Genomic DNA, 21,818 nt, shown 5'->3' on the forward strand with positions numbered 1-21,818 from the left:
CACGTTTGCTGCCATGGCCATGATTGGGCCAAAGTTACGTGCCGATTTACGATAGACCAGATTGCCCCAGCGGTCGCCTTGCTGCGCTTTAATCAAAGCAAAGTCGGCTTTGATTGGATATTCCAAGACATAATCTTTACCGTCGATGTGACGGGTTTCTTTGCCTTCGGCCAATAAGGTGCCGTAGCCAGTTGGCGTGAAGACTGCGCCGAGTCCCATGCCTGCGGCTTGAATACGACAGGCCAAATTGCCTTGAGGCACCAGTTCTAATTCGATTTTGCCTGCACGATAGAGTTCATCGAAGACCCAAGAGTCGGACTGACGTGGGAATGAACAGATGACTTTTTTGACGGCACCGGCTTTCAATAACTTGGCTAAGCCATAGTCGCCATTGCCAGCGTTGTTGCTGACAATGGTCAGGTCTTTACGTCCAAGCTTGATCAGCCCGTCAATGAGTTCAGCGGGTTGGCCTGCTGTGCCAAAACCACCGATCATGATGGTTGAACCGTCTTGTATCTGGGAGAGCGCTTCCGTTAAGGTCGCTGCACTTTTATCTATCATTAGATAACTCCATTGTGCATCATGCAAATTTGAAAAGGCGCGGAAAACTAACTTATACTGGAGAGTAATACTGCTAAAACCACATTCCCTAGTCTTTTAGTTCGATTTCCTTATGTGTTCATTTTTTATCTTTTATTCAGATTAAACTAGATGCTTACACTTGGTTTTGTTCGATGATCGAACATTTTTGCTTACTATCGAACAAAACCTGATTTTTTCAGTCAGATTTCACGCTATAGTAAAAATTAAAAGCACAACAGCGATAAGGAAATCACCAAGATGGATCCGGAATTGCAGAAACCTGAAAAACTGCTCCAAAATAAGGACAATAAAAAAACCATTCGCCATGAAGATTTTGTGGCGGGTATTAGTAAAGGTATGGCCATTCTGGATTGCTTTGGTGCAGACCGTCATCGCTTAAATATTTCTATGGCTGCCGAACGAACGGGGATGACCCGCGCGGCTGCACGGCGCCACTTACTCACTCTGGAATATCTGGGCTATTTGGAGTCGGATGGACATTATTATTATCTCACCCCCAAAATTCTCAAATTTTCAGGTGCCTACCTGGGCGGCGCACAACTTCCTAAAATTTCTCAGCCCTTGCTCAACCTGCTCACCAACCAAACATCACTGATTTATTCGGTCATGGTGCTCGACGGTTATGAAGCGATTACCATTGCCCGCAGTGCTGCGCATCAACAAACCGATCGGGTTAACCCTTATGGTCTACACTTAGGAAATCGCTTACCTGCTCATGCAACCTCGGCAGGGAAAATTTTACTGGCCCATCTGGAACCCAATGAACAACTCGAATGGCTAGAAAAATATCCATTACAACGACTCACCAAATACACGCATACCGATAATGAAACTTTTTTAAACTTACTCCATGAAATTAAAGAGCAAGACTGGTGTTATTCCTGTGAAGAACATGAATTAGGGGTACATGCACTGGCCGTGCCGATTTATGAGCAAAAATCCAAAGTGATTGCCGCACTGAATATCGTGTCGCCTACCACCCGAACCACCAAGGAATATCTGATTCAGCATATTTTACCCTTGTTACAAGAAACGGCACGTGAGTTACGTAATATTTTATAAAAAGAAATTAAGAATAAAAAATGAAGGTTTTTATTTTGCAGGTTGAACCCTCGATCCGCCATTGATGCATTTTAAAAATGAGAGACCGCTACAAAATAGCGGTCTCTCATATATGGTGTTGATCATTCAAATGCCACGGCTTTTTGGCTATATCGGCTATAGAAAAAGATCAATAAGCCGAATAAGTATAAGCAACCAGACAATAGAAGTAATGAAACACCTGCTGCATACAATAACCACGCTGCATAGATCACAGCAACCACCGCAATCGCAATATGCTTACCGCGCTTATGTTTCAGCGATTCTTTTAAATAGAAGGCAGAAACCAAAAAGTACGGCAAAAGAATCATCACTGATGAAATCAGCAACAATTGCGTGTAGTTCTTATCAAAGAAACACACGGCGATGAGAGAACCTTGTACCACAATTGACGTGAGCCACAACGATGCAATCGGTACACCATTAGCGTTGGTTTTTAAAAACACAGCTGGAAAAGCTTTATTCTTAGCTGCTAAGAATGGAATTTCCGTGGCAAACAAGGTCCAACTTAAATACGAAGAACTCACTGAAATAATCAAACCGAGAGTAATGATAATCGTGCCGGGTAGCCCAATCAGTTGTGCCAGTATGGTAGCCATAGAGGGATTATGCATATTGGCTATTTCTGCACGCCCTGCCACACCATAAGCCAGTACTGTGACCATGACATAGAAACTTAAGGCCAGCAGCACACCCAATACGGTGGCACGACCAATGTCACTTCTGTTCTTGGCACGGGAGGATAAAACTACGGCTCCTTCAATCCCTGTAAACACCCATAGGGTAATCAGCATCAGATTACGCACTTGCTCCCAAACAGGAACTTGTAAGGAAAAATCAACAAGATTGAGCTTGAATAGGTCCAGTTTGAACGCGACAAAGCTACAGGAAATAAAGACTACCAAAGGCACAATTTTGGCAATGGTGGCAATTAAATTCACCAAAGCGGCTTCTTTAATGCCCTGACTCACCAGCCAATGCACAATCCAGACAAAGATGGAGGAACCAATTAAAGCATAAAGGGTATTGCCTTCGCCAAAATAGACATGTTCGGGGCTATCGGTAAATAAACCCACCCCTGAAAATGCAATGACCACATAACCAACAATACCAATAGTGGTACAGAGCCAGTATCCCCATGCAGAACAGAAGCCAATCAACTCTCCAAATCCTTCGCGGGCATAGTTATAAATGCCACCATCAAGGTCTGGGCGTTGTCGTGTTAAAAAAAGCAAAGCAAAGGCCAGAAACAAAATGCCCACACCAGTGATGAGCCAAGCCATCAGCAATGCCTGACCATTTGCCACTGCAGCCATATTTTGCGGGAGACTAAATACCCCTGAACCCACCATTGAACTAAAGACCAAGGCGGTTAAGGAGAGTAAGCCAATTTTAGCTGTAGACATAAGAAAGTATTACTGTTTAAAAAATTGAGAAAGTTCTGCGATATGTTCAGGACCAATGCCACAACAGCCCCCAATCAGCGTTGCCCCTGCAGCCTGCCATTGCTTGGCAAAACTCAAATACAACGCAGGATTGAGGTCAGCACGGATTTCATCTAAACCATCATTAGCTGTGGCTTCACTGTTTTGTGGTGGAAAGGCATTGGCATAAGCCCCAATTTGCACCGATTCAGGCAGTAGCTTTTTAATTTCTCCAATGGCTTGTAAGACCACTTCAGGCTGACAACAATTAAACAGTACGGCATTGGCATTCAGTCGAGTAATTAATTCAGCCGCTTGTTCAAGGTTTTCGCCTGAACGCAATAAAGGCTGCTCAAGCTGAATTTCATCCTGCAAGGTAAATGACACCCAGAACTCTCGTCCATCCTGAGGCAATAAAGCATGTACAGTTTCGACTTCTTCAAGGCAAGATTGAGTTTCGGCAAGCCAGAAATCCACATCCGGTGCAAGCGCAGCAATAATCGGTTCGGCTAGGGTTTTAGCTTCCGCTGCTTGAAAGAGATCGGCACGGTAAGAACCAAATAATGGCGGTAAACACCCAGCAATACGTACTTCTTTTCCGCTCTCTGCAACCGCTTTTTTGGCTTGCGTCACGGCAACTTTCACCAAGCTCATGACTTCATTGGCAAAGCGCTGCTCCCCAATATGAAAAGGAACCACCGCATAATTATTGGTCGTAATGACTTCTGCACCCGCTTGAATAAAGTCTAAATGCACTTGCTTCACAATGTCTGGTGCTTCGGTTAAAGCCAATGCAGACCATTCAGGTTGTCTAAACGGCGCACCACGACGAGCCAATTCACGACCAAAACCACCATCTAAAATTTTCATAAAGTTAAGTATTATTAAACAAAGATGCTGATTATAGAGAATATCTAATAGGATTTAATGCTCGAATCCGCCAAACAATATCTTTATTTCAGCTAATCAAAATTTATTTTACTCATAAAGTAATGGATTCATCAGGCCAATTTTAAAGTCGTTTTCAAGTCTGCCATCAGTCATTGATCAGCCCAAAATGCGTCACCCTAAATAAGTGATCCCTATTTTTTCACTCGCACTTTTTTGTATGTGAATTTCTTCGCTTTGAAAGATTACTTCAGCATAATGACACCTATCAATACAGCCAGCACGTGAAGCTTGGCATGATGACCAATCCATAACCGCATGATTTAGGGTTAAGCCTGCATGAAGCAACCACACAATACACCAGTCGCTAATGAACAAAGCGCTGTACCTTTTAAGCAAGCACTTAAGTTCTGGCTAAAATTAGGCTGGATCAGTTTTGGTGGTCCCGCAGGTCAAATTGCACTGATGCATGAAGAGTTAGTACAAAAGCAAAAATGGATTTCAGAAAAGCGTTTTTTACACGCGCTCAACTACTGCATGCTGCTCCCGGGTCCTGAAGCACAGCAATTAGCCACGTATATGGGCTGGCTCATGCATCGTAGCCTAGGGGGAATCATCGCGGGATTATTATTTATTCTTCCCTCCTTATTCATCATCATTTTACTTGCATGGGCCTATCTTCAATATGGTGATGTGCCGCTTGTTGCAGGACTGTTTTATGGTATTAAGCCAGCGGTAACAGCGATTGTCTTTCATGCCACCTATCGGATTGCGCAGCGTACCCTCAAAAGTATAGCCCTGTGGATGATTGCCCTTCTAGCCTTTGTCGCACTCTTTGTGTTTCAACTGCCCTTCCCCTTGATTATTTTCAGCGCAGGATGCTTAGGCTATTTTCTGGGTCAATACGCTCCCACATGCCTAGACTCGGCCCACACGGCTGGGACTAGTTCATCTGATGAAGATATGCAAACGCTAATCAATGACTCCAATCCTGCTCCAGCACATACTCAGTTTAAATGGCATCGGTTCATCATCATTCTTTTCAGTGCAGCACTGTTATGGATGGTTCCCGTGCTGGGCCTCAGTCTGAGCTTAGGCTGGGAGCATAGCTATACGCAAATGGCTTGGTTCTTTACCAAAGCGGCATTACTGACCTTTGGTGGCGCATATGCCGTGTTGCCTTATGTTTTTCAAGGGGCTGTTCACCAATATGGCTGGCTTAGTGCCAGCCAAATGATAGATGGTCTGGCTTTAGGAGAAAGTACCCCCGGTCCCTTAATTATGATTGTTGCCTATGTCGGTTTCTTGGGAGGATATACGCAGGCACTTTTAGGCGGTGAGCAATTATTCTTGGCTGGGGTCATCGGAGCATGTATTGCCACATGGTTTACCTTTCTATTTTCTTTTGTTTTTATCTTGGTTGGTGCACCGCTTATTGAAACCACCCAGCAACACATACGACTGCATGCTCCCTTAACCGCAATTACCGCCGCAGTGGTTGGTGTAATTCTCAATCTGGGATTATTTTTTGCCTATCATGTGTTATGGCCGCAAGGCTTTAGTGCGCAGTTTGATTGGGTTGCCCTGCTTTTAACTGGGCTTGCTGCAACATTGCTGTTCTATTTTAAATTAAGCATCATACGCGTCATTGTCATGACTGCTCTGCTCGGTCTGCCCGCGTATTTCATATAAGACCATAAATTTTGATCAGCCGCGCGAACCTGTGAAGCTTACAGTTTCAAGACTTGAAGAAGTTAGGCGATATTTAAAGCGTTGGCATCTATTTTGCTTAATCGTATTACGTTTTTCAAAATTCGTAATACTAGGTAGGCAAGCAATATGGGCTATGTTGCAACAGAACTTAACCACAAAAACAAGCTGATTCTGGGCTTTTGCTCGTTTCTGATTCCACTCTTAATTTGGTGTGCAGTCAGCTACTTACCTTTTGTGTGGCATCCGCAAGTGCAAATTACCGATTCAGGCAGTGTGTCTTATTTTCAGGTCGATAGCCGAGTCGATAAAGCCTTGTTCTATAATGAAGCACAAAATGCCGTCAATCATGGTGATGCGCCACCGCAAGGCAAACTGGTCAACCCAATTTATTTGCCAGCACCTGACCAAGTCGCCACTGCTTTAGTGACTGCTTTTACTACTCCTCCTGTTCAGGCTGATGCTCCGTGGTTTCATCAAAGTCTATGGCACAGTATTAAACTGGTGTTTAGTGCCTTTTTCTTGTCTTCACTGATTGGCATACCTTTGGGTATTCTGTGTGGTTTCTCTTTAAAAATTTCCACCTTAACCGAACCCTTTGTTGAATTTTTCCGCTATTTGCCTGCACCTGCTTTTGGCGCTTTGGCCGTGGCTATTTTAGGCATTAATGATGCACCGAAAATTGCCATTATTGTGATTGGGACACTGTTTCAACAGATTTTGATTATTGCCAATACCACCCGCATGGTCGATCGAGGCTTAATTGAAGCTGGCTACACGCTTGGCACCAGCAAAATGAAAAGCTTGTTTCATGTGGTCATCCCTGCGGCATTGCCAGATATTTATCGTGATTTAAGAGTACTGCTCGGTTGGGCTTGGACTTATTTAATCGTGTCTGAACTGATCGGCACCACCTCAGGGATTACATGGTTTATTACCCAACAAGCCCGCTACCAAAACTTTGACAACGTTTATGCCGCCATTCTGATTATTGGGGTGATTGGCTTGGTCTGTGACGTGATTTTAATGAAATTGGGCGAACGCCTGTTTAAATGGAAAGCAGGAGCAAAATAATGAATCCGACAGAAAACTATAACGCACAGCACTATTTTGATCAGATTTATCAACGTCCTGTCATTCTGGAAGCTAAGAAACTCACTCAAGTGTTTCAACATGGTAAAACCCAGCGTACGATCTTAAATCAACTGGATTTAAAAATTCATAAACGTGAATTTATCTGCGTGATTGGGCCTTCAGGCTGTGGTAAATCAACCTTGAGCCGTGTCGTGGCTGGGCTCGATCCTTATCACAGCGGTGAACTTCTGGTGGATGGTCAGCCCATTACAGGCCCAAGCCCAGAACGAGGTATGGTATTTCAGGGCTACACCTTGTTCCCTTGGAAAACCGTCAAAGAAAATGTGATGTTTGGACCGCTCATGAAAGGTGCCAGCCATGCCTCGGCAGAAGCGCATGCGCGAGAGTGGATCAATATTATCGGCTTAGAAAAATATGAAAATCAGTATCCGCATCAACTTTCAGGCGGCATGAAACAGCGGGTTGCCATTGCACGAGCCTTGGTGAATCAACCTAAAATTTTACTGATGGATGAACCTTTTGGTGCACTCGACCCACATACGCGTCAAAAAATGCAAAAGCACCTCATGGATTTATGGCAGAACATCGACATCACTATTATTTTTGTCACGCATGATATGGATGAAGCCATTTTACTGGCAGACCGTATTGTCGCGCTGAAAGCCAATCCGGGGGAAATTAAAGAAATTATTGAAGTGGATTTACCCCGCCCACGCAATGCAGAGCTGATGTTAAGCCCTGAATTCAAACAATTAAGAGAACGCGTGGATGCCTTGGTTCATGCCCAAGAAGATGAACTCGACCCTGCTTTAGCAGAGTTGCCAAAAATTCCACGTATGACCCAAATTAGTACGCAAAAGTAAAATGACACCGCATAGCCTTTGGGACGACCCAAAGTGTTTTCTTATAGGTTGGACGACCAACGCTTGGTGATCAACATGCAACAGGATTATGTATTACCACTGGTAGAAATTTCACAACTCAATAGCCCCAATTTGGAAGATCGCCTTGCTGTGGCACAAGCCCTCGATCAAGCCTGTAAAGATGTGGGATTTTTATATCTGTGTGGCGATCAGTTCCGCCCTGAACTGTTTCAAAATCTGTGCCGTATAGCCGAGCAATATTTTGCTCAGGATGAAAGCGAAAAAATGCGGCATTATATTGGTCAGTCTGAAAACCACAGTGGCTATGTGCCGATTGGGGAAGAACAGTTTGTCAGTCAGAGCTATGACTTAAAAGAATCCTATGATGTGAACTATGACTATTTACTCCCCAAAGGTCGACGTCCCCTACTCGGTCCGACGCAATGGCCCGATTTTCCTGATTTTAAATTACATGTAGCCAAATACTATCAGCATCTCAAACAGATTGGACATCAACTGTTTCGCTGCTTTGCCCTTGCATTAGGTTTAGACGAGCATTTTTTTGATGCACACATTGCCCAAGCACCGAGTCAGCTTCGACTCATTCACTATCCCTTTAACCCTGCGGCACAGGATCGTGAAGGCATTGGCACTCATACCGACTATGAATGTTTTACCTTGCTGTTACCGACGGCTCCGGGATTACAAGTCCTGAATAAACAAGGCGAATGGATTGACATTCCCTTACTCGAAAATACCTTGGTCATGAACATTGGCGACATGATGGAAATTTTGTCTAATGGGCGTTATTTGGCGACTAAACATCGAGTCAAAAAAGTTCAACAAGAACGTTACTCCTTTCCCTTATTCTTCTCTTGCGATTATGACTATTTGATTCAACCCGTCATCGACACCGCACAACCACGTTATGCCCCACTGATAGGCGGTGAACACCTGTTTAATCAAACCGCGCAAACCTTCAATTACCTCAAACAAAAAGTTACATCAGGGGAAATTGCGCTGAATAATGCCCGCCCACTGTATTCCTTTGGGCTAAATGAACACAAGGAGCTCTTATGAATCTGCTCGAACTTTGTGACCATTTAGCCCCAACAGATTTAACCAGTGTCACGCTGCCACAGGCTGTGTTGGGAGCCTTTCGACGCAAAAGCATTAGTTTTTTTAACGGATCAACCGATGAAAAAACCATTGTTTACTGGTTCCAGTCTGCATCCTTCACCATTGATTTACGCCTGAAAGATTCTAAGAATACGCCAATTTTGCAACGTCAAGGCTGGATTGGGGAAACCTTATGGGATTCCGAACAGCAATTACTGTCTTGGAAGGTAGAAGCGCATGCCAATTATCAAAACCATATTCAATGGCCTGAACCTGCCAAATTGCACTGCATTAGCAACTGCATTTTGGAGTTTTCACCCAGTAATGCCTATGTAGAAGATTGGCGTCAGCAAGCCAGTCAAGGCATGTATTTGGGACTGCGTTTAGACCAAGCGATCCATCTTGGGTCGAATACCCCCGTTCAGCTCGATGCCGGACTGATTATTTGTGGCGATTGGGTGGCTTATGCCCAATCGCGTCTGCCACAAAATCAGCAAGCTTTAGCATCCTTCAGCCATTTAGATCAGGCAAATCAGGCTGGGATTGATTTGGAACACATCAATCAATTTGAGGTTTCAGTGGGTTCATTATCTACAGGGGTTCGATTCAGCACAAAAAACCAGCGCGTACAGCAGCCTTTTATACTAGATGATTTTGAGGTCTTAGACTGCCAAACCCTTCTGCAAATCAAAGAAATTGCAAGAGAAAACTACGCCTTATATTTCAAGGTTGATATGTATCAACCGCACTTTGAGTTCCAAACCCAAACCGCTACATCATTAGATAGCCAAACTTGGCTCACACAAGAAGCAGAGCATCTGTTACATCATGCTCAAGCCACATATTAAGCAGGTGAAACATTGATAGCTTTTTTCTATTTAAGCATTGCGATTATTGCAGAAGTCATCGCCACCTCAGCGCTAAAAGCATCACAAGGTTTTAGTGTGTTACTCCCCTCGTGCATTACTGTACTGGGTTATGCGATTGCCTTGTATTTCCTGTCTTTAACGCTCAAAACCATCCCCATGGGAATTGCTTATGCCATCTGGTCAGGCGCAGGGATTATCCTCATTTCTCTCGTCGGCTGGTTCGGTTTTAAGCAGCAACTGGATATCCCCGCGCTGATTGGTTTGGCACTCATGATTTCAGGCATTTTAGTGATTAATATTTTTTCTCAAAGCACTCAGCTCTAGTTTTTTTCTAAACAAAAAAAATGCCCAGATTAAAAGACTGGGCATTTTAATATTCTGCTTCTAGTTATTGTGCGGCTTGCACCAATTCTGGATAAATTAAACCATCTACATCCAATTTGGCTTTATAAATACCATTGCTCACATTAAATTCATTCACGTGGTAGGTTGAACCATAAATCGAATCGAAGCCTGAACCTTTGGTAAATACTTTTTTATTGGCAGCTACATCTAACAAATGCGTTCCCCCAATAAACTGTTCATACTGCTGCGGATCAACCCCAACACGATTCGACATAATTTTGACCGCATCGGCATGGGTTGCAGGGTCATTAATATATTTTACGGTTTTATCCCAAACCTGAATCAGCTTTGCCCACTGCGCTTTATTGGCAGCTAAATGACTCATGTTTACCGTTAAAGTGTCATAAATCAGCCCTGGTTTATCTTTAGAAGTATAAATAATCTTAGAGCCCGCAACCGATTTGATTGCCTGATTCGCCACAGGTTGCCAAACGGCAATGGCATCTATCTCTTTACTGGCGAACACCTGTGGTAATTCATTGGTCATTGAATTGACCAACTTCACATCGTTGGGTGGAATGTTGGCATCGCTCAAAGCGGTAGAAAGTAAGAGGTGATCGACCAGACCTTTTTCAGTCGCAATCGATTTACCTTTTAAGTCTGCTATGCTGTTGATGCCTTCTTTGGCAATAATCACATCATTCCCCGCAGAATAATCGGTTGCCATAATCATGATGCCTTTGGTTCCACCCGAAGCGGTCACCAAATTATCGCCATTGGTCACTAAAACCGCATCGAGTTGGTTCGCTGCAAATGCCGACAATGACGCTGAATAATCAAACCATTTAAATTCGACATTTAAGCCTGCTTCTTTTAACCAGCCTTTTTCAATCGCCACTTGCCAAGCCACAAAGCCCGGCCAGTCACTATAACCAATGGTCATGGGCTGTGTCGCTGCTGCTGTTTCAGTCTTCTTTTCAGCTTCAGGCACTTTGGCGGTATTATCACACCCCGAAAGTAAAATACCCGCAACGACTGACATTGATAATACGGCTTTTTTCATCATTTTCAGGTTCCCCTTAGATTATTCAATATTTTGTGGAATGGGTGGCATCACCGCATCCATCAGTTCAAGATGTCCGTTAATAACCCCTTTCAAGGCAATAAATTGCTGGCTGATGAGCTTCAATTCGGCACTTTTGCCCTGCAAAAGCATGACTTCCATAATCTTTTGTTCATCTAGCTGGATATGCAGCGAGCTAATTACTTGTTCTAAATATTGCTGTTGTAAATCCATCAACTGCACTCGTAAGGGCATGGAACTGGCGTCATACAGCAAGGTTAAAGTTCCCACCATGACCGCATTTTGCTGTTCCTCGACTGCAATTAAGTGCTTGTGAATCATGTCGACAATGGCTTGCGAGCGACTTTCATAACCTTGCTCGACAATTTTCTGATCTAAAGCACTTAAGGTGCTTTCAGGAACAGTCACGCTAATTCGCGCAAGTTTGGGTTTAGCCACGATTTACTTCCGCAATGATTCAGGATGATGAGGATTTTGTTTGATATAAAAACCTGCCCTCACGCTCAGCAATTCCAGTAAAAACTGTTTAAAGAGCTGTGATGTTTTCTTGGCTGGGTTATGCGGCTTTTGCATCTCTGGCTCCTTATTGGTATTACCAAATTCGAATTTTGTATTACTCGAATAAATGCAGAAAGCGTGCCAGTTTGATGAAGAATATTTAGGGAGATAATGGCTAAAAAAGCTTAATATTTGTGCAGAAAAATTGACCCTGCTCTGTGATGGGGCTTTAAATGAAAACCAATTAAAGTTAAATATTTAAAAAATGAAATTTTTCGTTATATTATTCATGAAACTTACTTTATTAGAAAAAAACTATGCCTGAACCTTTAATTACAACCCTCGCTTTAGTTGCTCTTAGACCAGCTTTTAATGAAATCGCTAAAAACATTAATTCTTTTCTTCGTGATGAGTTTTTAAAACATTATCAATTAAGAAAGTTTTCAATCAATAATGAACAGCTTGTAGACTCAATTGAAAAAATAGGTTTAGTTAAAACCCTTTATACAGGTGCAAAAAATCCAGTAGAAATTAGTAGTTTCTTTTACTCGCCAACGATTACCACTAAAGATGGTATTACCAAAATTCATTCTTTAGATGAAATTCACACTAAACATAGCATTCTGATTGAAGCAACTGTAGGGCAAGGAAAATCCATTTTAATGCGATATTTGGCGCTTCAAGAGGCTGCTAAAAATTCAAGAATTCCTATTTTTATTGAATTAAAGAACATATCAAAAGATAAAAGTTTAAATAATTTAATTAAAGAAAAGATATTTTCTTGGACAAACAACATTACAGATGAACAAATCAAATTCATATTACAGTCAGGTAAAGTTTCCTTATTTCTTGATGCTTTTGATGAAATAAGTAAAGACTATATAGCTGATACCTTAAGCTCAATTGAAAGTCTAGCTAACAATTTTAAAAGTTTAAAACTTATTGTAAGTAGTCGACCCGAACATGAAATAAAATTTTCAAATTTTTTTGAAACAGTTAATGTCAACCCATATAACACTGATGACCAAAAAAACTTAATTAATATTCTTGTCACAGATCAAGATGCACGAAATACTTTACTTAAATCTATAGAAAATAGTAACCCTGAAATTCAAAAATTATTAACTACTCCTTTAATGATTGGCCTGTATGTTAAAAAGTTTAATGTAGACTTCTCTCCTCCTGAAAATATTACCAGTTTTTATAAAAATATTTTTGAAGTTGTCGCAACAACTCATGATCGTACTAAAGGTGGGTATAGTAGAAAAAGCATCTCAAATTTGCCACAAGATAAATTAGAGAAAATTTTTGAGCGTTTCTGTTTTGAATGCTATAAGCAAGATAAAACTTCTTTTGAGAGACCCGAGATTGTTAAGATTCTTGAAGATACATTAAATAGATTGATGATCGACAAATGTTCAGGTATTCAGATTTTAGAAGATTTCTGTAGTTATTTATGCCTGATTGTACGTGATGGCTTGAATTTCACTTTCATACATCGGAGTATTTTTGAATACTATGTTGCTTTATTTTTCAGCAAATTAAATAATGAAAATGCTAAAAAAACAATACCCAGAATATCACAATACAATATCTTAATATTTCTTAAGAACTTAAATAACTATTACTTTAACCTTTACCACCTAAAGCCAGAGTTAGAGTTTTTTATTGAAAAATTTAACAAAAATAATATCATTTACAACACCAAACAAAATATACCAATTGATTTTATTAAATTATTTATTGTTAATGAATCCATTTCATTAAATTCTAAATTATTCTTTGAAATCAAAGATCATACTTATTTATTCTTAGAATACATAGATCCAATATTTTCACATATTTCTGAAATATATAAATCAGGAGAATCCGGCTACAAGATAGTCACAATAGATGAATCCATGCTAATGGATCGTAAAAATATAAATTTCCACAATAGATTAAACAATGATATTGAATATAAAAAATTATTTCAAAGGGCATTTACAGATTATCAAGAAATTCTATTAGAAATCAGCTCTAAGGAAAATGAAATTAATCAAGAGGATTTTGCAGATTTATAAACTTTATTTAAAAAACCGCCTGCCGGCGGTTTTTTTAAATCTTTCAATCAAGCCACTGGCGCCAATGTAAACAATACCTGTCCTGTTTTCACCGTTTGCCCTTTTTCAATGGTAATGGCTTCAACTTTCATGCGTTCAGGTGCCAAAATTGGTATCTCAATTTTCATCGCTTCAATTACGGCCAAAGTTGCCCCTTCTTCCACTACATCACCCATTTGGCATTCAATTTTCCAAATTGAACCGGGCATGTGCGATTCCACCGCACAACCACCATCGGGAATGGCAACCGCCTCACCATCATCCACCGCATCTAAACTTTCTGACACATATTCCGCCAAGCCGGCTTCATGCCAACGGCGGCGCTCTGCTTCAAAGTTGCTTTGTTGGGTTTGCTTGAAAGCCTGAATAGTTTCAGCATTGTCCTGTAAGAATTGATTATATTCTTTTAGGTTCAACACGCCTTCTTCAACACGAAGATTTAAGCGACCAGCTTTAAAATCTTCACGCATCTGCATTAATTCGGCTTCAGACACTTCATAAAATTTAATCTGATCAAAGAAGCGCAGTAACCACGGCTTACCCTGTTCAAAATTGGCATTTTTACGGTAGCGACTCCACATTTGTGTGGTACGTCCAACAAATTGATAACCGCCCGGACCTTCCATCCCGTATACGCACATATATGCACCGCCAATACCAACCGCATTTTCAGGGGTCCATGTCCGCGCAGGATTATATTTGGTGGTCACTAAACGTTGCCGTGGGTCGAGTGGTGTTGCCACTGGTGCGCCTAAATACACATCGCCCAGTCCCATCACCAAATAACGGGCGTTATACACTACATCTTTTACGGCTTGTTTCGAATCTAAACCATTAATACGGCGAATAAATTCAATGTTATCTGGACACCACGGTGCATCCGCACGCACAATTTGGCTATAGCGTTCTGTTGCCAATTGCGTTTGCGAATCCTCCCAAGCCAAAGGCAAATACACAGTACGTGAAGGTACCTGCATTTCAGCAATATTCGGGAGTTGTTCTTCTGCGACTTCCAGCAAACGCAGCAAGTCGGTTTGATCCAGCACCAAACAATCATAATGAATTTGCAGCGAGCGAATGCCTGGAGTTAAATCAATAATGCCCTTGATGTTTTGCGCTTTCATCCATTGCATTAAGGCATGAATACGGAAGCGTAGGTTTAAATCCAGCACCAATTCTCCGTATTCTACCAACAAGTAATGGTTCCCCGCAGGACGATAAACCACATCTGGACGTATAGAATCTCCTTTAAAGGTATCTAAAATTAAATGGCTTAATGTAATTGGTTCAGCTTGAATCACTTGTTCATAGTGAATGCTTTCAGGGGATGCTGCATCCAACATGCTTTGATAATCCAGATTGAGCTGCTTGGCTTGATGGTAACTGACAGGAATAAATTTGACCTTATCGCCCGCTTTGAGCTGCCCCAATTTCCAAAGCTCAGAATGAATCACCACCGCAGGACACACAAAACCGCCTAGGCTTGGACCATCAGGCCCTAAAATAATTGGCATATCGCCAGTAAAGTCGATCGCACCAATGGCATAGGCATTATCGTGAATATTGGATGGATGTAAGCCTGCCTCACCACCATCTTCGCGTGCCCATTCAGGTTTAGGGCCAATCAGGCGAATACCTGTACGGCTGGAGTTAAAATGAATTTCAAATTCATGCTCAAAGAAAGTTTCAATATCTTGATTGGTAAAAAAGTCAGGTGCGCCATGCGGACCATACATCACCGCAATTTCCCAGTATGAATTAAAAGCAGGAATTTGTTCTGGGCTTAACGCATTTATAGCTTGGTCACTACATGCCGTAATGGGCAGCATATCCCCGACCAATAAATTACGTCCTGCATGCCCCCCAAATTGACCCAAGGTAAAAGTCGCCTGTGAGCCTAAATATTCAGGGACCTTAAATCCGCCTTTGACCCCAATATAGCTACGGCAACCCGTGGTAATTTTGCCACATTTCAGTACCTGCCCTTTTTTTACCTGCACGGTTTGCCACATCGGCACAACCACCCCATCAAGGGTTGCAGGCATTTCACCGCCAGTCAGCGCAATTTGGCTATCACAATGAAATTTCAGACTCGGACCTTGTAGGGTGCATTCCAATCCCGCAGTATTTTTTGCGTTGCCTAATAATTGATTCGCAATATTTAAAGACAATGGGTCGATTGCACCAGAGGGCGGTACACCCACATCCCAATAACCCAATCGTCCAGTCACATCCTGAATCGAGGTTTGAATACCGGCCTGTAGCACCTCAATCTTTTGAGTTTTCCACTCAAAACTATTTAAGAAACGCGTAGTCTGCGTACCTGCTTGAAATACGTCTCCCGCCACAATATTTTGTAAATACTCAAGATTGGTTTCAATCCCTGCAACTTGGGTATTGTCTAAACCCTGAATCATGGCTTGTATCGCCGCATTGCGATCTGCTGCGGTCACAATTATTTTGGCAATCATCGGGTCATAATAGGATGAAACATTTGAACCTGTTTCCACCCAAGTTTCCACCCGGCAATCTGGATCAAATGTAACTTCAGTGAGTAGCCCTGCACTGGGTTGGAAGTTTTTAATCGGGTCTTCTGCATATAAACGCACTTGAATGGAATGCCCATGTGACTGTAGAGCTTCCTTTGGCGCAGTCCAATCACCACTCGCCAACGTTACCATCCATTCCACCAAGTCGACCCCATAGACTTGTTCGGTTACGCCATGCTCTACTTGTAAACGCGTATTCACTTCCAAGAAATAGAAGTCTTGCGTATCCGTGTCCATGACAAACTCAACCGTCCCTGCTGAACGGTAATGCACCGATTGCATCAGTTGTATCGCGACTTGTTGCAGATAATCACGTTGTTCATCGGACAAATGCGGTGCAGGTGTTTCTTCAATCACTTTCTGGTTACGGCGCTGTACCGAACAATCGCGTTCACCCAAGGCCAAGACCTGACCTTGCCCATCCCCAAAAATTTGCACCTCAATATGACGGGCATGCTGCACAAATTTTTCTAAATATAAACCTGCATCTTTAAAGTTGGCTTGTGCCAGATAGGAAACCGTTTGGTAGGCCTCTTTTAGTTCAGCGGTGTTCCAGACCAAACGCATGCCAATGCCCCCACCACCTGCGGTGCTTTTTAGCATCACAGGATAGCCAATGCGTTCAGCTTCAAGCAATGCCTCGGCTTCATCTGCCAATAAAGCACTTCCGGGTAAAAGCGGGACTTGGTTCTGAATCGCCAATTCACGTGCCGTATGCTTTAAACCAAAATCGCGCATTTGTGCAGAGGTTGGACCAATAAAGGCAATGCCCGCAGTCTCACATAAGTCACAAAATTCAGCATTTTCCGATAAAAAACCATAACCCGGATGGATCGCTTCTGCCCCCGTTTGCTGTGCCACTTGCAGAATTTTTTCGATATTTAAATAGCTTTGACTGGCGGGTGCAGCGCCAATACAAACTGCTTCATCTGCCATGGTCACATGCAAAGAATCACGGTCGGCTTCAGAATAGACCGCGACCGATTGAATCCCCAATTTTTTCAGGGTGCGGATCACACGGCAAGCAATGGCACCACGGTTGGCAATTAAAACTTTTTTAAACATGGTACTTACTCCGCAGCTTCACGAACAATCAGTTGGATAGGCGTCGGGTTATAGGCATTGCATGGATTATTTAATTGTGGGCAATTGGAAATCAGCACAATCAAATCCATCTCGGCCTGAATTTCCACATATTTTCCGGCGGCTGAAATGCCATCCTCAAATTTCAAATGACCCTCCGCAGTCACGGGTACATTCATAAAGAAATTAATATTCGGACCAATGTGGCGCACATTTAGCCCATGTTTTAACGCGACAGGGTGCTTGGCTAAGGCATACATGAAATTATTGCGGCAGCTATGCATCGGATAAGTGTCATGTGCATAACGCACGGTGTTGCTTTCACATGAACATGCACCACCCAAGGTATCGTGTCGACCACAGTTATCATCATGAATCACGGCCATCGGACGTGCCAAGTTACTGTATAACGTGGTGCCCTTTTCCAAATAAATCTGACGATTGATAGCCAAAGTATCGGTAGCGCTATAGCGTTCTTCTAGATTTTCCGCACTGATAAATAAGGTATCCACCGCCTGATTGCCTTCTAAATCAACAATGCGGAAGTATTGTCCCTGTTTCACTTCGCACATCCATGCCTCACCCGCAGGACACACTTCACTTAATACTGTTTTTTCAAAATGTTGTAATACTGTCATGACTGTTCTCCCGTGTGCTTAGCAAACATCAGATAAAGCGAAATAACGTGCATTGTTTTGAAACGCACGTTGGTTTTGGGCACATGAATCACGACAGAGATCATGCTCATCTAAAGGATTGGCTTTAAATAGAGAAAGCTGAATGTCCGCAGGTTGATAAGTCGAATTCTGATCTAAAGCATGCGGTGCAGCAGACAAGAACAACAAACAGTCCATTTCAAAGCGCAATTCAATCACCTGATCGGTATTGTCCGCGGTCACATAAGAGAGTTCACCAGCATCATTCGGCGCAACTTTGGAAAATAAATTCAGGGTGGCACTTAAGTCGGTTTGTCCTAATGAACACTTCGCCATTTCAACCAACAAACCATCTACCCCGCTTTGATACATACTATTCCGCACATCTTGAAAGCTTTTACGACCATACTGGGCTGCAATCTGTTCGGCACGACTGGCACCACAAAGCACATCATTCCAGCCATGTTCATCAGTGACAATCGAAGCCATGACACGCCCAAGGTCTGAATACAGTACATGACCTGCACTTAAGTAAGCCGTATGTTGACCTTTTAAACTGTCCGGCATGTTAAAGCGTTCTAATTTATCGGCAGCATTGACACAGAACAGCGAGACATTGGCATGTGCAGAACGTGCTTTAAAACGAAGGACTGCACCTTTTTGAATGCGTCCCGACCAGTGATGCCCGCCGGGCAACACCTCCGTCCAGAGAGTTTGGTTATTATGATATTGCTGTAAGCCCATTGCTGTTACCTCTTCGGTGGATTCACATGACCTCCCGGGCTTTTATCCCTCCGTGTAGTTCTTTCGAACCGTGAACTCTCGGTCTCGGACATACGCGTGCGTATCGGAACCCTAGATCACTTTTTTCTAGTCATGATTAAGCAAAGGCTGTGCCAATTTAGTATTACGATTTTATCCATCTGTAATACTATTTTTGAGCGAAGATGAGGCAAACCAAAAATAAAGGCGCATTAATGCACCAGAAACAAAACAATTTTAAAAATAGAAAAAAATAGATCTGGAAAATATTCGGGATTAGCTCATTTCACAAATATACTGAACGCCATCACGACCCTGACGTTTGACTTCGTACAAAGCCTGATCTGCCATCTTGAGCCAATCTGTCGTAGAACCAGCCGCAGCGGCAGAAGAAACCCCAATACTAATACTCATGCGAAAATTTGGATTACTGGGTAAGCGAAAATCTCTGACTCTGTTTAAAATGATGTGTGATAATTGCAGAATTTCTTGTGAACTGCTGTCCATCACGATCACCGCCAGTTCATCTCCCCCAAATCGGGCAGGAATATCTTTGCTTTGAATGGATTCTCTTAGAATATTCGACAATTCAATCAAGACATAATCGCCCATCTCATGACCATAGGTATCATTAATATCCTTAAAATGATCCACATCAATCAACATCAAAAAAGCTGTCGTATGGCCTCGTTGAGTTTGTAAAAAGGTACTGGCCAGACGCTGTTCAAACAAACGGCGGTTGGGAATATGTAAGCGCGGGTCCATCAGGGCAATCCGCTCAAATTGACGGTTTTTTTGACTTAAATTGGTGGATAATTTTCGAGACAAGACACTTATAGCAATCAGATATAAAGTTGCAAGCGGAATCGTCAGCCAAACCGTATGCGGACTAAAGGTTAAGGTGAATGGCATACCCACAGCCACCCATACACCCAGCAAAGACACCGTAAAACCCAATATTGACGGTGCTAACAGTTTCCAGCCGCCAGCGGCATAACGATCTGCAATAAACACAGCTACAATAATAAAAGAAGGCATGGGACTCAAACCCATTACCGCGATCCAAGCACCACCAAATATGGTGTCTAAAATTAAACTGGTTTGCTCGGTCTTAACAGGATCATTGGATTTTTTACTAATGAAATAAGCCAAACTTGGCCAAATAAAAGCATTTGCCATTAAAACAATAAAATAAGCGCTCTGATAATTCAGGTCAGATAAAACTGAATAGATTGGTAAAAAGCATAAAAATGTCCCCAGTTGCCGCATGATAAAAATACGTTTTAGGAATTTTTTCGTTCGCGTTTGTAATAATTCTTCATCTGGAACGATGTAAGACATATTTAACCCAATGCTAAATGAGAGTATTTTTATATAATGTAGCAAATTTTATTCCGTAATTTACTCATTTATTTAAAAAAAAGACGGTTTATTCTCATTTCCCGAAATTATTTCAGGCTTGGTCTCAGACATCTTTCTTCGGCTTTATTTTATGTAAACTAGCATCATGAACCCTAAAAAAAGCACAGTTGCGTATGATCACCCCCTGTGCTCTTTGGCGTTAGTTTTTACTTCATTCAGCGCATTCCACGATGGTTTGCTCTTTACGTGCTTTAAATCGAGACAATGCCGTCACAGCTATGGCAGAGACAATCACCCCGGGGGCACTGACCATTAAAATACCGCTTGTACCCAAGCCGAGTGCTAAAATTTTGCCTGTTAATAAAGGTCCTGTCATTGCGCCCAATCGTCCTAAGGAAATGGCACTACCAACGCCTGTGACTTTACCCGAACCTGAGTAAAAGATTGGGGAAATTCCATAGAGGATTGATTGCCCTCCTGTAGAGAAAATCCCGCCCAATACCCCAGCCATAATTAATACCGCAACCACTTTACTGGTAAACAGTAAACACAGTGCAATCAATAACCCTGAGTAAATAATCATGGCCATTTGCCATAATTGAAGACGGTCTAGCAAATAACCAAAACCCAAAGTGCCAATCACTGCGCCCACTTGAAACACCAGCATGACTAAAAATGCTTGTTGTTTTTCTAGCCCTTGCTCCATCAGTAAATTCGGCAACCAGCTAATTAAAATATAATTCACCATTAAGGTAAAAAAGAAACTGATCCAAAGCGGAAGAGTTTGCTTGAATTTCTGTTGCTGAAATAATACTTCTGTCATTGCAGGTACAGGAGCAGTTTCCGAAGTTTCTGAAAACTCAGGTAGTTTTCGCTTGTCTTTTAAAATGATTGCCATGAACGGAATAAGAATCAAAGGAGTGATTCCACCAATCAGAAATAGGGTTTGCCACGCAATATCTTTAAAATAAATCGCCAGCCCCGCCACAAAGATGGCACCGACGGGTAATCCACAATACATCAAACTGTTTAATTTACCGCGGTTGGCTTCTGTTGCCTCATCCCCCACCACTGAAATCATAGTTGGCATGGCTGCACCTAAACCTAAGCCCGTAAAAAAGCGAGCGAGATATAAAACTTCGATATTCGGTGCAATTGCTGTAATACTAAAAAATATGCCAAAAATGGCAATAGACAGCATCAGGACTTTCTTTTGCCCCCAATAATCTGCAATACGCCCTCCAAAGAATGCACCAAACAGCATGCCAAACACACCAAGGCTGAATACATAGCCCATTTGTACTTGATCTAAACCAAAGGTTGCTGCGATTCCTTTTGCGGCAATACCAGGCGCTTGTAGGTCAAAACCTTCAAAAAAAGCCACCCAGAAACACAAAAATACGGTGAGGAATTTTTGCATTTTTCCCATGTTTGTTTGAGCCATAATTGATCTCCATCAATAGTTTGCAAGTTGGCTAAAACTTGTGGGGCTATTTTGAAAGGGATCATTGACTAGAAATAGCACGACAATGGTCGGGTTTAATTTGTGTTCTATTACAAAACTCTAAAAATTAAGATGTAAAAGCTTATATCTCAATAGCTTTGAGCGATTACAATTTATTAAAATTATTAATTTTCATATAGATATAAATAATAAAGTTATTCTCTATCATGCCATCACCAATAATGATGATCCCCAAATTTA

19 protein-coding genes and 1 riboswitch are annotated in these 21,818 nt (G+C 42.1%); of the genes, 8 read left to right on the plus strand and 11 right to left on the minus strand.

What is annotated here, in order from left to right; translation table 11 throughout:
- Nucleotides 1-561, minus strand: a 561-nt coding sequence (locus AC6CHI_RS03255) for a 3-oxoacid CoA-transferase subunit A (protein WP_498119416.1), incomplete at its 3' end; no start/stop codon positions are given.
- Nucleotides 562-840: 279 nt separating this feature from the next.
- Between AC6CHI_RS03255 and pcaU the strand changes: the two genes are divergently transcribed.
- On the plus strand, nt 841-1,665 hold the full coding sequence (pcaU, locus tag AC6CHI_RS03260; protein ID WP_498119417.1) for an IclR family transcriptional regulator PcaU: 825 nt from the start codon (nt 841-843) through the stop codon (nt 1,663-1,665).
- 122 nt (nt 1,666-1,787) lie between these two features.
- Here the strand turns inward: pcaU and AC6CHI_RS03265 are convergent, their stop codons facing one another.
- Together AC6CHI_RS03265 and AC6CHI_RS03270 are read right to left on the minus strand one after the other, a co-directional pair.
- The gene (locus tag AC6CHI_RS03265) at nt 1,788-3,110 is read right to left on the minus strand and encodes a basic amino acid/polyamine antiporter (protein WP_498119418.1); all 1,323 of its coding nucleotides are present in this window, start codon (nt 3,108-3,110) and stop codon (nt 1,788-1,790) included.
- A gap of 9 nt (nt 3,111-3,119) precedes the next feature.
- A complete protein-coding gene (locus tag AC6CHI_RS03270) occupies nt 3,120-3,998 on the minus strand; it encodes a homocysteine S-methyltransferase family protein (protein WP_498119419.1) in 879 nt (292 codons plus the stop codon).
- A 357-nt stretch (nt 3,999-4,355) separates the two neighbouring features.
- On the opposite strand from AC6CHI_RS03270, the gene chrA reads away from it, so the two are divergent.
- From chrA to AC6CHI_RS03300, 6 genes are all read left to right on the plus strand, one after another.
- On the plus strand, nt 4,356-5,708 hold the full coding sequence (gene chrA / locus AC6CHI_RS03275) for a chromate efflux transporter (RefSeq protein ID WP_498119420.1): 1,353 nt from the start codon (nt 4,356-4,358) through the stop codon (nt 5,706-5,708).
- A 147-nt stretch (nt 5,709-5,855) separates the two neighbouring features.
- Nucleotides 5,856-6,800: an ABC transporter permease gene (locus AC6CHI_RS03280; RefSeq protein WP_498119421.1), complete on the plus strand. Its 945-nt coding sequence runs from the start codon at nt 5,856-5,858 to the stop codon at nt 6,798-6,800.
- On the plus strand, nt 6,800-7,684 hold the full coding sequence (locus AC6CHI_RS03285; protein WP_498119422.1) for an ABC transporter ATP-binding protein: 885 nt from the start codon (nt 6,800-6,802) through the stop codon (nt 7,682-7,684). The genes AC6CHI_RS03280 and AC6CHI_RS03285 overlap by 1 nt, the downstream gene beginning before the upstream one ends.
- A 75-nt stretch (nt 7,685-7,759) precedes the next feature.
- On the plus strand, nt 7,760-8,764 hold the full coding sequence (locus AC6CHI_RS03290; RefSeq protein ID WP_498119423.1) for an isopenicillin N synthase family dioxygenase: 1,005 nt from the start codon (nt 7,760-7,762) through the stop codon (nt 8,762-8,764).
- Nucleotides 8,761-9,651: a hypothetical protein gene (locus AC6CHI_RS03295; RefSeq protein ID WP_498119424.1), complete on the plus strand. Its 891-nt coding sequence runs from the start codon at nt 8,761-8,763 to the stop codon at nt 9,649-9,651. Before AC6CHI_RS03290 ends, AC6CHI_RS03295 begins: the two co-directional genes overlap by 4 nt.
- 12 nt (nt 9,652-9,663) lie before the next feature.
- Entirely contained in the window at nt 9,664-9,996 is a 333-nt protein-coding gene (locus AC6CHI_RS03300) for a DMT family transporter (protein WP_458891587.1), read from the plus strand.
- A gap of 64 nt (nt 9,997-10,060) precedes the next feature.
- Here the strand turns inward: AC6CHI_RS03300 and AC6CHI_RS03305 are convergent, their stop codons facing one another.
- From AC6CHI_RS03305 to AC6CHI_RS03315, 3 genes are read right to left on the minus strand one after another with little or no spacing between them, the layout of a single operon-like run.
- Complete coding sequence (locus tag AC6CHI_RS03305) at nt 10,061-11,083, minus strand: ABC transporter substrate-binding protein (protein ID WP_498119425.1); 1,023 nt, start codon at nt 11,081-11,083, stop codon at nt 10,061-10,063.
- Between the two features lie 18 nt (nt 11,084-11,101).
- Entirely contained in the window at nt 11,102-11,539 is a 438-nt protein-coding gene (locus AC6CHI_RS03310; RefSeq protein ID WP_498119426.1) for a CopG family ribbon-helix-helix protein, read from the minus strand.
- 3 nt (nt 11,540-11,542) lie between these two features.
- A complete protein-coding gene (locus AC6CHI_RS03315; RefSeq protein WP_498119427.1) occupies nt 11,543-11,674 on the minus strand; it encodes a hypothetical protein in 132 nt (43 codons plus the stop codon).
- 242 nt (nt 11,675-11,916) lie between these two features.
- Between AC6CHI_RS03315 and AC6CHI_RS03320 the strand changes: the two genes are divergently transcribed.
- Nucleotides 11,917-13,662: an NACHT domain-containing protein gene (locus tag AC6CHI_RS03320; protein WP_498119428.1), complete on the plus strand. Its 1,746-nt coding sequence runs from the start codon at nt 11,917-11,919 to the stop codon at nt 13,660-13,662.
- Nucleotides 13,663-13,709: 47 nt separating this feature from the next.
- Here the strand turns inward: AC6CHI_RS03320 and uca are convergent, their stop codons facing one another.
- The 5 genes from uca to mhpT form a co-directional block, all read right to left on the minus strand.
- Nucleotides 13,710-17,315, minus strand: coding sequence for an urea carboxylase (gene uca / locus AC6CHI_RS03325; protein WP_498119429.1), 3,606 nt, complete (start codon nt 17,313-17,315; stop codon nt 13,710-13,712).
- 5 nt (nt 17,316-17,320) lie between these two features.
- Nucleotides 17,321-17,971 (minus strand): urea amidolyase associated protein UAAP2, encoded by a 651-nt coding sequence (locus AC6CHI_RS03330; protein WP_498119430.1) that lies wholly within the window; start codon nt 17,969-17,971, stop codon nt 17,321-17,323.
- Between the two features lie 18 nt (nt 17,972-17,989).
- On the minus strand, nt 17,990-18,733 hold the full coding sequence (locus tag AC6CHI_RS03335) for an urea amidolyase associated protein UAAP1 (RefSeq protein ID WP_498119431.1): 744 nt from the start codon (nt 18,731-18,733) through the stop codon (nt 17,990-17,992).
- A gap of 29 nt (nt 18,734-18,762) precedes the next feature.
- A riboswitch (guanidine-I (ykkC/yxkD leader) is annotated at nt 18,763-18,859 on the minus strand.
- Nucleotides 18,860-19,027: 168 nt separating this feature from the next.
- Complete coding sequence (locus AC6CHI_RS03340; RefSeq protein WP_458891580.1) at nt 19,028-20,092, minus strand: diguanylate cyclase; 1,065 nt, start codon at nt 20,090-20,092, stop codon at nt 19,028-19,030.
- 232 nt (nt 20,093-20,324) lie between these two features.
- Nucleotides 20,325-21,557, minus strand: a complete 1,233-nt coding sequence (gene mhpT / locus AC6CHI_RS03345; protein WP_498119432.1) for a 3-(3-hydroxy-phenyl)propionate transporter MhpT — start codon at nt 21,555-21,557, stop codon at nt 20,325-20,327.
- Nucleotides 21,558-21,818: the final 261 nt, after the last annotated feature.

Source organism: Acinetobacter sp. GQ146 (assembly GCF_059758585.1).